The 14539-nt window shown below is 64.4% G+C and carries 7 protein-coding genes; 5 read left to right on the top strand and 2 right to left on the bottom strand.

Annotation, left to right across the window (positions count from 1 at the left end; all coding sequences use genetic code 11):
- Positions 1-47 precede the first annotated feature (47 nt).
- The 3 genes from AU252_RS10515 (at position 48) to AU252_RS10505 (ending at position 4842) form a co-directional block, all read left to right on the top strand.
- Positions 48-2804 (top strand): AAA family ATPase, encoded by a 2757-nt coding sequence (locus AU252_RS10515; RefSeq protein WP_346425655.1) that lies wholly within the window; start codon positions 48-50, stop codon positions 2802-2804.
- Positions 2805-3046: 242 nt separating this feature from the next.
- Positions 3047-4210: a DegT/DnrJ/EryC1/StrS family aminotransferase gene (locus tag AU252_RS10510; RefSeq protein ID WP_240484374.1), complete on the top strand. Its 1164-nt coding sequence runs from the start codon at positions 3047-3049 to the stop codon at positions 4208-4210.
- The gene (locus AU252_RS10505) at positions 4207-4842 is read left to right on the top strand and encodes a NeuD/PglB/VioB family sugar acetyltransferase (RefSeq protein WP_058930663.1); all 636 of its coding nucleotides are present in this window, start codon (positions 4207-4209) and stop codon (positions 4840-4842) included. The genes AU252_RS10510 and AU252_RS10505 overlap by 4 nt, the downstream gene beginning before the upstream one ends.
- Before the next feature lie 99 nt (positions 4843-4941).
- Here AU252_RS10505 and AU252_RS10500 read toward each other — a convergent pair whose 3' ends face one another.
- Both AU252_RS10500 and AU252_RS10495 read right to left on the bottom strand, forming a co-directional pair.
- The gene (locus AU252_RS10500) at positions 4942-5940 is read right to left on the bottom strand and encodes a glycosyltransferase (protein ID WP_058930662.1); all 999 of its coding nucleotides are present in this window, start codon (positions 5938-5940) and stop codon (positions 4942-4944) included.
- Positions 5933-6757, bottom strand: a complete 825-nt coding sequence (locus tag AU252_RS10495) for a glycosyltransferase family 2 protein (RefSeq protein WP_058930661.1) — start codon at positions 6755-6757, stop codon at positions 5933-5935. The genes AU252_RS10500 and AU252_RS10495 overlap by 8 nt, the downstream gene beginning before the upstream one ends.
- Positions 6758-7208: 451 nt before the next feature.
- Between AU252_RS10495 and AU252_RS24530 the strand changes: the two genes are divergently transcribed.
- Together AU252_RS24530 and AU252_RS24525 are read left to right on the top strand one after the other, a co-directional pair.
- Positions 7209-10976: an Ig-like domain-containing protein gene (locus AU252_RS24530; RefSeq protein WP_083510348.1), complete on the top strand. Its 3768-nt coding sequence runs from the start codon at positions 7209-7211 to the stop codon at positions 10974-10976.
- A gap of 217 nt (positions 10977-11193) precedes the next feature.
- Positions 11194-14520 carry a phytase gene (locus AU252_RS24525; protein WP_083510347.1) on the top strand — a complete coding sequence of 1109 codons (3327 nt, stop codon included), beginning with the start codon at positions 11194-11196 and terminating at the stop codon, positions 14518-14520.
- Positions 14521-14539: the final 19 nt, after the last annotated feature.

The following is a 14539-nucleotide window of genomic DNA, read 5'->3' as shown; positions in this document are numbered from 1 at the left end:
AATGACGCGGCCAGGAAAGCCGGTCCGCGTGTCGCGCAAGCGGCTGGATGGACCCAGGATTTTGGATAGAGCAAGCAGTTCGGTCTCCTTCTTCGATGGATGGGGACCACATGTCGTTAATAGGCAGAAGCAGGGAATTGGACCGGATACTCTCCGTAATCCGGGGTCCTAAAGATTCAGCCCTCAAGGTGGTGGGCCGGCGCGGGATGGGCAAATCCGCCCTCCTGTCCGAGATTCCCCGCCTTTCCGACTTCCGGACCGTTTTTCTCACCGCGAGCGTGTCCGAGTCCGACTGGCCGCTCTCCGGCCTTACCGCGCTCCTCACCGGCATCGACGACCCCGTCCTTAATCGTTTCGCCGATGAACTGCTGCGCGATTCCAGCGGCGCCATGAACGTCCCCACTGTCTCCACCATGCTGCTCAACGGGCTGCACCAGCGCTCGTCATCCCGGACGGTCATCGTCATCGATGATGCCGACCAGCTGGACCCCAGCAGCCAGGCCGTGATCGGCTACCTGGCACGCCGGCTGACCGGGACGGACATGGCGCTGTTTATGAGCGTGCGGGAAGAGACTGCCGAAAGTCCCTTCGCCTCCCTGCCGGCCCTCCAGCTGGCGCCGCTGAGCTACAACGACACGGTCCGCATGTTGGAGTCCATTCCGGCTCGGCAGACCGCGACAGCGGCGGTCCACGCAGTTGCCGCGGCCACCCAGGGGAACCCGCTCGCCGCCGTCGAGCTTTTTGGGCTGCTGCTGGAACGCCAGGCCGAGGGAAAATACGCACTCCCCGTCCCGCTCCCCGGCAAAGGCAGCTTCGAGGCCGAGTTCGCCGCCACCGTGGGCGGGCTCTCGCCAGGTGCGAGGCAGGTCCTGGATCTCCTCTCGCTGTCCTGCCGCAGCGATATCGCCACCTTGGAACGGGCATACGACCAACTGTGGGGCGGGATCGACGAACTGCTGGCAAATGGCATGGTCAACAGGTCCGGACCACACCTGAGGATCCAGGACCAGCTGCTCCGGGGCTACGTTTATGCTGCCATGACACCGGCAACGCGGACCGCCAGCCACCGTGCCATGGCGGCCGCGGCGGAGCCCGCGGATCCCTATGCCCACCGCTGGCATCTGAGTTTTACCGCTTTGGAGCGGCAGACTCCGTTTGGCCTGCTCCGGTTTGCCGTTGACCTGATCCGAAGCGGCGAAGTGCCCTTCGCCGTCGAGTACATTGAACGGGCCCTGACTATCAACCCCTGGGAAGCGGAGACCACCGCCAGGCTCACCACGGTGGCCGAACTGCTGTTGAACAGGGGTGAGTTCGTCTACGCCAAGCGCTACCTGGACTGGGCCCAGCGGGTGACGAGGAACCCTGCCTTGGTCCTTCGACTGACAGGCCTCGCCTTCGAGATCCAGTTCATCCAGGGTGGCGCCGTGCGCTCCAGCATGGTGCTCCGGCTGGTGAAGGAATTCGGACAGCATGATCCGGCATTTGCAGCCCGCCTGCTCGTGGCCGGTGCGCTGTACTACGCGGACCGTTGGGAGCTTGAGGATGCCACGGGCCTGGTGCAGTACGCCGAGAAGTACCTGGACCATGCCTCCCCCGACTGCCTGGCGCTGGCGGAGAGCGCCCGGCGACTCATCGAGGTGATCAGCGGGAAGTCCGGACAGTTCGGCCGCAAGCCTGACGGCGGGAACGAAACGGTGGCGGCCCTTCTGGTACAGGGCCGCGCGCTGGCCTATGCCGAACACCATGCTGCCGCCCAGGAGGCCTTTGCCCGGGTGCGGAACGTCCTTGAGGCCAATACCGTCAATTGGCGGGAAACCGCCGATTTCTTTGCTGTGGACAACGAAATCCGTGCCGGCAACGTCCGGAAAGCCGTGAAACTGATCGAGGACCTTGAACTGGCCGAACCGGAAACCAAATACCACCGTGGAATGCGGCACGTCTTCCGGGTCTGGCGGGCCAATGCGCTCGGAAACGAGGAACTCGCCCACGCCTACGCAACAGACGCACAGCACTTCTCCGGGGCGGAAAGCCACCCGGCCATCACGGCGCAACTGGCCGCGTGCCAGGGGCATTTTGCCCTCATGCGCGGAAATCTCGCCGAGTCCTTCGCGCAGCTGTCCCGGGCAGCGGAGATCGGCCAGGCCTTCAGCAACCCGACTCTGCTGCGCTGTGAGGCCGATCTGGTCGAAGTCCTGGTCAGGCTGGGCAGGCACAGGGAAGCCGCCCAGGCACTGTGGCACTTGGAAAGCCGGGCGGTGGGCCTGCGTTCTCCCTGGCTCATGATGGCGGTTGCCCGGAGCCGGGCGATGCTGGCTGACGGCGAACAGTCCCTCCAGATGTTCAATGATGCACTTGCAGGCAGGAACGCCCAGGAGTCCCTGCTGGAACGCGCCAGGACACTGCTCTGCTACTCCGAACGCCTCAACGCCTTCGGCCGCCTTCGGAGCGCCCGGGACGGTCTGCTTCGTGCCAAAGTGATGTTCGACGAAGCGGGTGCCCATGCCTGGGCCCAGCACGTGGACTCGCTGCTGCTCGACGAGCGGGTGGAACGAGCCGGCACGCCCGACAATCCGGCGATGCTGATGCTTGCAGACCACGAACGCGTGCTGGCCCGAATGGTGGCCCGCGGAATGCGGAACAAGGAAATCGCGGCCACCCTCTATGTGTCCGTCCGTACCGTGGAGGTGCGCCTGACTGCGATTTACAGGAAGCTCGGAGTCGAATCACGAGCCCAGCTAACGGCCCTTGCGGCCGGCAAGGAAGCCGCCCTGGCTAAGGAGCCGTTCGTCCTTCCTGCCGTCTAGGACAGTAGCCGGGCGGCGTGCCCGGATGGGGTGCCTCCCGCCGCCGCGCCCCCGGCTGAGGCGCCCGCGTTGCAGGTACCCGCAGTTCCCGCATTGTTCCCGGTCAGCGCCCGCAGTACCGCCTCCGTTCCGCACCGGAACGGGACGGAACGGACTAATTTTGCAATAGGCAATGCACATCCCGGAGCTGCACGTGGGAAGGACTCGGACATGAGAACGGCCACCAGGAAGGCCGGTGCACGGTGACTGCGGAAACCGTCCTTGCCCGCATCAACGTCATGGAACCCTGGCTCGGCGACAAAGAAGCCCGAGCCGTGGCGGACGTCCTGGCCTCCGGTCTGCTCTCGCAAGGGCCCAAGGTCAGGGAGTTCGAAGCGAGGTTCAGCGCCTCTCAAGAAGTGCGCCACGCTGTCGCAACCTCCAGCAGTACCACCGCACTGCACTTGGCGCTGATAGTGGCCGGCATCGGTCCCGGCGATGACGTGGTGGTGCCGTCGCTGGCCTTCATCGCCACGGCGAATGCGGTGACGTATATCGGGGCACGGCCGGTTTTCTGCGACGTGGACCCCGCCACCGGAACCGTGACTGCGGCCACGGTCCGGGCGGCATTGACCCTGGATACGCGGGCCGTGATCGTGGTGGACCAGGCTGGCGTGCCCGTTGACCTGGACCCCGTCCGCGAGCTGTGCGACCGTCACGAAATCACTGTGATCGAAGACGCCGGCTGCGCGGTTGGCTCGGAATACAAGGGCAGGCCCGTGGGCTCGGGGGCCGACATTTCCGTGTGGTCGTTCCACCAGGACAATGTGCTGACCACTGGCGAGGGCGGCATGCTGACAACCCACCGGGCGGACTGGGCGGCACGGGCCCGGAGCCTCCGCGGCCACTCCCTGAACGTGCCGGCGGCGGACCGTCGCGGATCCCGCATTGCCGCGCCGGAGGTGTACGTCGAGGTCGGCTTCGACTACCAGATGACGGATCTGCAGGCCACCGTCGGCATCGTGCAGCTGGGCCGGCTGGGCGAGATAGTGGCTCGCCGCCGGGAGATCGCCGCGAAGTATGAGGCAGGGCTTTCCGGCCTGGCTGGTCTGCGGTTTGTGACCGACCCACCATACGGGACGGCCAACTTCCAGTCCTTTTGGGTCGAAGTCCTCCCGGATTTCGCCATTGACCGCGAAGAGCTCCTGGCCCGCCTGGCCGATGCCGGAATTTCGGCGCGCCGCGGCGCCATGGCGGCTCACCGGCAGCCTGCCTACCGGTGGCGCGAAACTGGCAACGCAGGGCTCCAGAACACCGAACGGCTGACGGACCGAACCCTGGTTCTCCCGATTTTCCACGGCCTAGACAACGTGGGCCTGAACCGGGTCATGAACAGCGTACGGGCGGCCGCCGGTGTACGCCGGTGAGCGAACTCGTGCTGATCGCAGCAAGCGGGCTGGCCCGGGAGGTCCTGACCATGGTCCGCGCCAGCGGGCAGTACGACGTCGTCGGGCTGCTCGACGACGATAAGGAAATGGCAGGCGTCACCGTGGACGGCGCGCCGGTGCTGGGGACCATTGACGACGCCTCCAAGTTCACGCACGCACTGGTGCTGGTATGCCTGGCCTCGGGAAAATCCCGGGAAACCGTTGTGGAACGGCTGGCGGTCCAGGGCGTGCGCGATGCCCGGTACGCCACAGCGATCGACCCCACCGTGGAGTGCCCCGAGGGTTGCCGGATCGGCCGGGGCAGCATCATGCTGCGGAATGTGACGCTGACGGCTTCGGTCACGCTTGGGGCGCATGTTGTGGCCATGCCGTCCGTGACTTTCACGCACGACGACGACGTGGCGGACTTCGCGACGTTCGCGGCCGGTGTGTCGCTGGGCGGCGGAGTCCGGATCGGCCGGGCGGCCTACCTGGGACTGAATTCCAGCGTACGTGCACGGACTTCAGTGGGGTCCTACGCGACCGTTGGAAATGGGGCGGCAGTGTTGAGCAACGTACCCGACGGCGAAACATGGGTCGGCGTCCCAGCCCACCCTATCGATCAGGAATGAGGCAGGGAAAGCACTCCGGCGGCAAGGCGCACTCCATGGCGGGGGCCAGCTTCAGTGCAGCCCGGTCCTCGACCGGGCTAAGTTCGTCGACGCGTTCGCTCACTGGACCTCCCTCCATGGTGTGCCTATGAGCGCTGTCCCGGCCGATGCGCGGCCCTCGATATGCGCGATCCGGCGCCCTCGCAGATAGCCAGCGGCAGTGCACGCCAGAACGGCCATCACCGCACCAGCGCGGCCCAAGCCCTGGGGGTTTGATCCCCGGCCCCAGTCACGAATCCCGGAAAAAACGGCCCGCGGCAGTACGCTGCGCACGTATCGCCGCTCAGGGCCGAGTGCCCGCTTGTGGCCAACGATCTGGCTGACCTGGGCTTTGGAGATACCTTCGGACCAGGAACGCGACAACATGTAGGGGATGGTTCCCCTGTCGGCAGGGACGTGGTGACGAACCAGAGCGGCCGGCTCGTAGACGATCCGTGACCCAGGCGCGCCCATCTTGGAGCGGATGCAAATTTCGGTCTCCTCGCACCCGAGCGGTTTCGTGCCCTGCCGGCCGAGGGAGACATTGAAGCCGCCAACCTGGCGGAGGACTTCGAGCCTGAAGGACATGTTTGCGCCGATGACGTTCCGGACCTCGGAGGCCACCTTGGGCATTCCGCGGTGGCTGCATCCTACGATCCAGTCGAGCTCTTCACCGAAGTAGCCCGGACGGCCCGTTTCCCACACCGGTTCCACGCGGCCGCCGACGGCCAGGACATCAGGATCGTCATAAAGGGCAAGCAGGCGCTCCAGCCAGTCCGGCGCGGCTTCGGCATCGTCGTCCAAGAAAGCCACTACGTCGGAATCTGCCAGGCCCACCCCGGTATTTCGTGCGCCTGAGAGCCCCGGGGGGCCGGAGCTCTCGACTACTGTCACGTTGTCCACGATCTCGATGAGCCGCTCATACAGAGCCTCGTTGTGGTCAATCACCACCAGGACCTCCTGGGGCGCGACCGTTTGGGCCCGGACGGACTCGATGACATCCAGTAGCAGGTCCCAACGCTTCGCGGTGTAGGTACAAATGACAATAGAGGCCGTCGGCGGCGGGTTAAGGCTAAACATGCTGGCCTCCCCGAGCCGCGGAGAGAACCGTTTGGGGATCCATAGGCGTCCGCGGGACGCTGACATTTGCGTAGGTGTATTTCACCCGGCGGAGGGCTTCAGGTCTGGCGCCTGCGGTGGGCGCCTCCCACATGGTGCATTCGCGCGCCAGCGTTCCCAGTACCCGCCAGCCATCACGGAACGTCTGCAGGTTCGACGCGCCGGAGATCCGGTCCAGCTCCAGGCTGGGGACTTCGGCAATGCGCAGACCGGCCTTTGCCGCCCGGACAATCAGCTCGGTCTCAATTTCAAAGCCGTCCGATTCCAGCTGAAGGATCTCCAGGCATTCCCTCCGAAACGCAATATATCCATAGCAAAGGTCAGAGTAGTTGCTATGCAGGACCGCATTGGCCAATCCGGTCAGAGCGCGGTTGCCGGCCTTCCTCAGCCGGGTCAGGTCTTCGGATCCTCCGCCCGTGACATGGCGCGAGCCCTTGACGAAGTCGAAATCGTGCTGAAGCGGGGCAACGAACCAGCCGATCTCCTGGGGATCCATGCTGCCATCCGCATCCAGCATGACAATGATGTCCCCTGAGGCTGCGGCAAAACCCGAGCGGAGGGCCACGCCCTTACCCTTGCGCTGCTCATCGACGATGACAAGGTTGTCACGGATAGCGCGGGCTACCCCCACCGTGTTGTCCGTGGAACGGCCGTCCACGATGACAACCTCGTCCACATACGAGGGAATCCGGCGAAGAACCCACGGGATATTCCTCGCCTCGTTCAGCGTGGGAATGACGACACTGACTGACGCCCTCGGAGCTTCGAAGGCCAGCATCGGGAATGTTATTGGGAGCTGGGTTGAAATAGACAAATGCCTCACCACTTCATGACGCTTGCGGATTTAGTCAACTCCGCACTCGGCTCGGAAGTCGGGCGCGGCACTAGCGCTTCATCCGGTCATGGGTCTGGTCTCTGGCCCAGCTCTCATTCATTGCCATTGACTCTGGCCGTGCAAAGAGCCTACGTGGCGCTCCATGAGCTATCACGAGTAGTCAGTACTCGCTTTTAAGAGCACTCCCGCTGGCCGTTCGTAAGTACAGGGATTTACCAACGGGTGAATTCTTTAGGTATGGGGTATTAGGAACACAGTAATTATTAGGTACAGGGCTGTCATTGTGCGGCCTCATTGGGCGCTCCTACGCTGGGTGCCTAGGGCTTCTGCCGTCGTTTCTGTCGACGCATACACGGAGCTCAGGCGTGACATCCAAGAACCCAGGAGATCAGCCATGAAGATAAATAGGCCCGTCAAGTGGCTAAGCCAGGCACTCGCCCTTAGCACCCTATGCGTAAGGCGGGGAGGTGGTCGCTCGGCTGGTCTTCGTCTACGCGCGTCGCGGAATCTGCGGCTCCATGCACTGCTGACAGCGCTGCTGCTTGCGCTGGGTGGTGTTCTGGTGGTGCCGGTTGCGGCGTCGGCTGCTCCGGGTGATGTTGGGGTTGAGGGTCCGTCGCATTCGGGGACGGGGACGCCGACGGGCTCGAAGCGGGCGACGAGCGGGTTGTGGTTCAACGACGGGCTCTGGTGGGGGAACCTGTGGGACACTGCCAGCTCGGATTTTCATATCTTCCGGTTCAATGCCGCGTCGAGTTCGTGGGTCGATACGGGTGTGGCGACGGACCCGCGGGCGAACACTCATCATGACGTGTTGTGGGACGGGACGACGTTGTTTGTGGCGAGCTATCGGTTCGTCAACGACGGTGTGCCGGCTGAGGCGGGCTTCCCGACGACGATGCGGCGTTACAGTTACAGCTCGAGTACAAAGACGTACTCGCTGCTGGCGCAGAGTCCTACAAACATCAACAACTACCGCGTTGAGGCCCTGACCATCGATAAGGACTCGACGGGTCGGGTGTGGGCCACGTGGCAGCAGGGGAACCGGATTTATCTGAACGCCACCGGCACGGATGGCAAGACGTGGGGGACGCCGTTCCAGCATCCTGCGTCATTGAGCAACGTGTCTGTGGACGACACGTCGGCTCTGATCGCGTTCGGACCCGGCAAGATGGGTGTGATGTGGAGCCGGCAGGTCGGTGGCTCCACCGACGGCATGTACTGGAGCCACCGTGCCGACAGTGTCGGCGGAGCCCCGAACACCGGCTGGACCACTCCTGTGGCGGTGGTGTCGGGGCAGGGCAGCAGCGATGACCATATGAACTTGAAGTGGCTGGACTCCTCGGGTGATCGGGTTTTCGCCGCCGTCAAGACGTCCTTCACGTCGGCGCCGCAGCCGCTGATCCAGCTGCTGGCATTGAATGGCACGACCTGGTCGGCGCACACGATCGCGCCTGTCTCGGAGTGCCCGAACCGCGTGATCGTCCTGATTGATGAGAGCACGCAGAGGCTGCGTACCTTCGCCACCTATCCGAAGCCGAGTGGCACGACGAACGCTGGTGTCTGCACCACCTCGGGGGGTGCGATCTACGAGAAGTCCTCGCCGCTGAACAACATCAGCTTCACCTCCGCGAAGACGGCTCGTATCGTGGACGCGGACCAGTATGTCCACAACGTGACGTCAACGAAGCAGAACCTCAACAGTGCGGCGTGGGGCACGGCCAACAGCGGTCTGCTGTTGCTCGCCGATGTGAACGCCACAAACCGGTACTGGCACTCTTACGACCCCAGCGGTGGTGGTGGTGATACTACGGCTCCGACGGTGACGGGTACGTCTCCGACTGATGGGGCGACTGGTGTGGCAGTGACGGCGAATGTGACGGGGACGTTCTCGGAGGCGATGAATGCCTCGACGGTCACCTCGAGCACGTTCACGTTGACGGGGCCGACGGGGACGGTGCAGGCAGCTGTGACGTACAGCAGCGCGGGCAACATTGCGACGTTGAACCCGAATGCTGACCTGACCGCAAACACGACGTACACGGCGACGATCGAGAGCGGCCCCAATGGGGTGAAGGATGTTGCCGGCAACGCGCTGGCGACGGACAAGACCTGGACCTTCACCACGGCTCCCGCGGGTGGCGGCGATACTACGCCTCCGACCGTGACGGGAACCTCTCCGACTGACCTGGCAACTGGTGTGGCAGTGACAGCGAATGTGACGGGGACGTTCTCGGAGGCGATGAATGCCTCGACCGTCACCTCGAGCACGTTCACGTTGACGGGGCCGGGGGCAACTCCGGTGCCGGCCGCTGTGACGTACAGCAGCGCGGGCAACGTTGCGACGTTGAACCCGAATGCTGACCTGACCGCAAACACGACGTACACGGCCACGATCGAGAGCGGCTCCGCTGGGGTGAAGGATGTTGCCGGCAACGCGCTGGCGACGGACAGGACCTGGACCTTCACCACGGCTTCCGCAGGCGGCGGCACGCCGGAAACCGTCACGCTCACGGCCACCGCTGACAGCTATGTGACGAGCGCGGCGCCGGGGACGAACAATGGCACAAGTACCTTGCTGGGTGTGGACAACAGCCCGGTGGAGATCACGTACCTGAAGTTCGACCTGTCAGCGTATGCGGGCAGGACCATCCAGAGTGCAACGTTGCAGCTGCGCAGCGCCGGGAGCGGGTCAACGGGCACGCAGAACATCAAGCTGGTCGCCGATGACAGCTGGACCGAGACTGGGATAACGTACAGCCTCCGCCCGGCGCTCGGCACCAGCATCGGCACCCTCGGCCCGACAACCACCAACACCAACTACAACATTCCGCTGACGGTCAGCGGACTGACCAGCGAGCTCGGCCAACAGCTCTCCCTGGGAATGGACACCAGCAGCGGCGACGGCCTGGACCTCAACTCCAAGGAGGCCGGCAGCACCTTCGCACCCAAGCTCATCCTCACCCTGAGCGGTGGCGGTGGTGGCGGTGATACGACGGCTCCGACCGTGACGGGTACGTCTCCGGCTGCTGGTGCGACTGGTGTGGCGGTGACGGCGAATGTGACGGGGTCGTTCTCGGAGGCGATGAATGCCTCGACGGTCACCTCGAGCACGTTCACGTTGACGGGGCCGGGGACGACGCCGGTGCCGGCCGCTGTGACGTACAGCAGCGCGGGCAACATTGCGACGTTGAACCCGAATGCTGACCTGACCGCAAACACGACGTACACGGCGACGATCGAGAGCGGCCCCAATGGGGTGAAGGATGTTGCCGGCAACGCGCTGGCGACGGACAGGACCTGGACCTTCACCACGGCTCCCGCGGGTGGCGGTGATACGACGGCTCCGACGGTGACGGGTACGTCTCCGGCTGCTGGTGCGACTGGTGTGGCGGTGACGGCGAATGTGACGGGGACGTTCTCCGAGGCGATGGACGCCTCGACGGTCACCTCGAGCACGTTCACGTTGACGGGGCCGGGGACGACGCCGGTGCCGGCCGCTGTGACGTACAGCAGCGCGGGCAACATTGCGACGTTGAACCCGACTGCTGACCTGGCCGCAAACACGACGTACACGGCCACGATCGAGAGCGGCTCCGCTGGGGTGAAGGATGTTGCCGGCAACGCGCTGGCGACGGACAGGACCTGGACCTTCACCACGGCTTCCGCGGGCGGCGGCACGCCCGAGACCGTCACGCTCACGGCCACCGCTGACAGCTATGTGACGAGCGCGGCGCCGGGGACGAACAATGGCACAAGTACCTTGCTGGGTGTGGACAACAGCCCGGTGGAGATCACGTACCTGAAGTTCGACCTGTCAGCGTATGCGGGCAGGACCATCCAGAGTGCAACGTTGCAGCTGCGCAGCGCTGGGAGCGGGTCAACGGGCACGCAGAACATCAAGCTGGTCGCCGATGACAGCTGGACCGAGACTGGGATAACGTACAGCCTCCGCCCGGCGCTCGGCACCAGCATCGGCACCCTCGGCCCGACAACCACCAACACCAACTACAACATTCCGCTGACGGTCAGCGGACTGACCGGCGAGCTCGGCCAACAGCTCTCCCTGGGAATGGACACCAGCAGCAGCGACGGCCTGGACCTCAACTCCAAGGAGACCGGCAGCACCTTCGCACCCAAGCTCATCCTCACCCTGAGCTAGGTCAGGCAGGAAGAGCACTAAACATGGCCGGGACCCCATCCCTAGGGATGAGGTCCCGGCCACGTTTAGCCAAGGTCGCAGTACGTGAGTTCACTCCGCGGGGTGACCGTAGATTCATCCGTCACCCGTTGAACGTCATTGCGCACATCCGCATGCACATCTCCCTTTTTCAAGCCCGGTTTCCCGGGACTTTCTACCAGATGACAGAGAGGTCACCATGCGTATGGTCATCAGAATCCTCACCCCCTTGACGGTGGCTGGACTACTTGTGGGGCTCGCCGCTCCGGTCGCGAGTGCGGCCGTATTGCAGGTGAGCGCAACGGTCGAAACTGCCCCGATACACGGATCAGGGGATGCTGCGGACGACCCAGCCATCTGGATCCATCCCACCGACCCGTCGAAGAGCACCATCATCGGCACGGACAAGAGCACGGATGGGCACGGTCTTGTCGTCTACGACCTGTCTGGACGGGAGTTGTTCTACTACCCCGACGGACGGATGAACAATGTTGATGTCCGCTACAACTTCCCCCTCGGCAGCAGCCGCGTCGGCTTGGTCGGTGCCTCGAACCGGGCACGGAGCCTTGACTTCTACAAGGTCAACGAGTCGGATCGCTCGCTGACTAAGGTCGGCAGCTTCGCGCCCACTGCCAACATCGGCACGCCCCGCGGGTTCTCCTTCTACCACTCCCCGGAGACCGGTAAGTACTTCGCCTATGTCACCGATATCGGCAAGGTCGAGCAGTGGGAACTTGACGGCTCCACCGGATCAGTTACCGGCCGGCTCGTTCGCAGCTGGACGGTGAGCGGCCCGGCCCACACCGAGGGCCTGGTGGCCGATGATGAGATGAAGCGGCTCTACCTTGCACAGGAGGACATCGGCGGAATCTGGCGCTACGGCGCCGAGCCCGGGGACTCGACCGTCGGGACGAAAGTTGTCAACACGATCGAGAATGGCGGCGACATCGTCCAGGACATCAAGGGCATCAGCATCTACTACGGTAGCGGTGGCGCCGGTTACCTGCTGGCCGCGAGCCAGGGCTCCAACCGATTCCACGTCTATGCCCGCGACGACAACCGGCCGCTGGGAGCCTTCGCCATCCCGGCCGGGAACGGGATCGACGCTGTCACCGGCATGGACGGAATAGACGTCACCAACTTCGGCGTCGGTGGGCCTTTCCCCCAGGGCTTCTTCGTCACACAGGACCACGGCAACGACAACGGGCAGCGCCAGAACTTCAAGGTGGTGCCATGGCAGTCCATCGCTGCCGCCTACGCACCGGCTTTGCTCGTCGATGCGGCCTACGACCCGCGCAAAATCGGGGCTGGGACCACCACCCCCGATCCGCCTGACACCACGATCACGGGCAAGCCGGCTAACCCGACGAACTCCACAACGGCTCAGTTCAGCTTCACCTCGACATCGACCAGCGCGACCTTCGCCTGCTCGCTCGACTCGGCAGCATTCGTCAACTGCACCAGTCCGGTGTCGTACCCTGGACTGCTCGATGGCGCGCATACCTTCCAGGTTCGTGCCTCTGACCAGAACGGCGATGACCCGACCCCCGCCAGCTATACGTGGACCGTGGACACGACGCCTCCGGAGGGGGACACCACGCCCCCGGAGACGACGATCACGTCGGGACCACCTGCGACATCGACGTCGACCAGCGCCTCCTTCGCATTCACCTCGAGTGAAGCCAATTCGACATTCCAGTGCAGCCTGGATGGTGCGTCGCGCGTCGCATGCACCTCGCCCCAGACCTACACCGGGTTGTCGATCGGATCCCACACATTCGGTGTCTGGGGCACCGACGCAGCCGGAAACACCGACGCGACAGCAGCGACGCATCTCTGGAGCGTCGGCCCCAGCGATACGACGGCTCCGACGGTGACGGGTACGTCTCCGGCTGCTGGTGCGACTGGTGTGGCGGTGACGGCGAATGTGACGGGGTCGTTCTCCGAGGCGATGGACGCCTCGACGGTCACCTCGAGCACGTTCACGTTGACGGGGCCGGGGACGACGCCGGTGCCGGCCGCTGTGACGTACAGCAGCGCGGGCAACATTGCGACGTTGAACCCGAATGCTGACCTGACCGCAAACACGACGTACACGGCCACGATCGAGAGCGGCCCCAATGGGGTGAAGGATGTTGCCGGCAACGCGCTGGCGACGGACAGGACCTGGACCTTCACCACGGCTCCCGCGGGCGGCGGCACGCCCGAGACCGTCACGCTCACGGCCACCGCTGACAGCTATGTGACGAGCGCGGCGCCGGGGACGAACAATGGCACAAGTACCTTGCTGGGTGTGGACAACAGCCCGGTGGAGATCACGTACCTGAAGTTCGACCTGTCAGCGTATGCGGGCAGGACCATCCAGAGTGCAACGTTGCAGCTGCGCAGCGCCGGGAGCGGGTCAACGGGCACGCAGAACATCAAGCTGGTCGCCGATGACAGCTGGACCGAGACTGGGATAACGTACAGCCTCCGCCCGGCGCTCGGCACCAGCATCGGCACCCTCGGCCCGACAACCACCAACACCAACTACAACATTCCGCTGACGGTCAGCGGACTGACCAGCGAGCTCGGCCAACAGCTCTCCCTGGGAATGGACACCAGCAGCAGCGACGGCCTGGACCTCAACTCCAAGGAGACCGGCAGCACCTTCGCACCCAAGCTCATCCTCACCCTGAGCGGTGGCGGTGGTGGCGGTGATACGACGGCTCCGACCGTGACGGGAACCTCTCCGACTGACCTGGCAACTGGTGTGGCAGTGACAGCGAATGTGACGGGGACGTTCTCGGAGGCGATGAATGCCTCGACGGTCACCTCGAGCACGTTCACGTTGACGGGGCCGGGGGCAACTCCGGTGCCGGCCGCTGTGACGTACAGCAGCGCGGGCAACGTTGCGACGTTGAACCCGAATGCTGACCTGGCCGCAAACACGACGTACACGGCCACGATCGAGAGCGGCTCCGCTGGGGTGAAGGATGTTGCCGGCAACGCGCTGGCGACGGACAGGACCTGGACCTTCACCACGGCTCCCGCGGGTGGCGGCACGCCGGAAACCGTCACGCTCACGGCCACCGCTGACAGCTATGTGACGAGCGCGGCGCCGGGGACGAACAATGGCACAAGTACCTTGCTGGGTGTGGACAACAGCCCGGTGGAGATCACGTACCTGAAGTTCGACCTGTCAGCGTATGCGGGCAGGACCATCCAGAGTGCAACGTTGCAGCTGCGCAGCGCTGGGAGCGGGTCAACGGGCACGCAGAACATCAAGCTGGTCGCCGATGACAGCTGGACCGAGACTGGGATAACGTACAGCCTCCGCCCGGCGCTCGGCACCAGCATCGGCACCCTCGGCCCGACAACCACCAACACCAACTACAACATTCCGCTGACGGTCAGCGGACTGACCGGCGAGCTCGGCCAACAGCTCTCCCTGGGAATGGACACCAGCAGCAGCGACGGCCTGGACCTCAACTCCAAGGAGACCGGCAGCACCTTCGCACCCAAGCTCATCCTCACCCTGAGCTAGGTCAGGCAGGAAGAGCACT

Origin of the sequence: Pseudarthrobacter sulfonivorans (assembly GCF_001484605.1) — a bacterium.
In the GTDB taxonomy this organism is placed as follows: Bacteria; Actinomycetota; Actinomycetes; order Actinomycetales; family Micrococcaceae; genus Arthrobacter; species Arthrobacter sulfonivorans_A.
The sequence above is the reverse complement of the archived record's forward strand: the minus strand, read 5'-3'. Positions and strand labels throughout refer to the sequence as shown.

Excerpts from the sequence above, each read along its gene's own strand:
- AU252_RS24530 (WP_083510348.1), top strand. The coding sequence starts at position 7,209 with ATGAAGATAAATAGGCCCGTCAAGTGGCTAAGCCAGGCACTCGCCCTT.
- AU252_RS10500 (WP_058930662.1), bottom strand. The coding sequence starts at position 5,940 with ATGTTTAGCCTTAACCCGCCGCCGACGGCCTCTATTGTCATTTGTACC.
- AU252_RS10495 (WP_058930661.1), bottom strand. The coding sequence starts at position 6,757 with ATGCTGGCCTTCGAAGCTCCGAGGGCGTCAGTCAGTGTCGTCATTCCC.
- AU252_RS24525 (WP_083510347.1), top strand. The coding sequence starts at position 11,194 with ATGCGTATGGTCATCAGAATCCTCACCCCCTTGACGGTGGCTGGACTA.
- AU252_RS10515 (WP_346425655.1), top strand. The coding sequence starts at position 48 with ATGGACCCAGGATTTTGGATAGAGCAAGCAGTTCGGTCTCCTTCTTCG.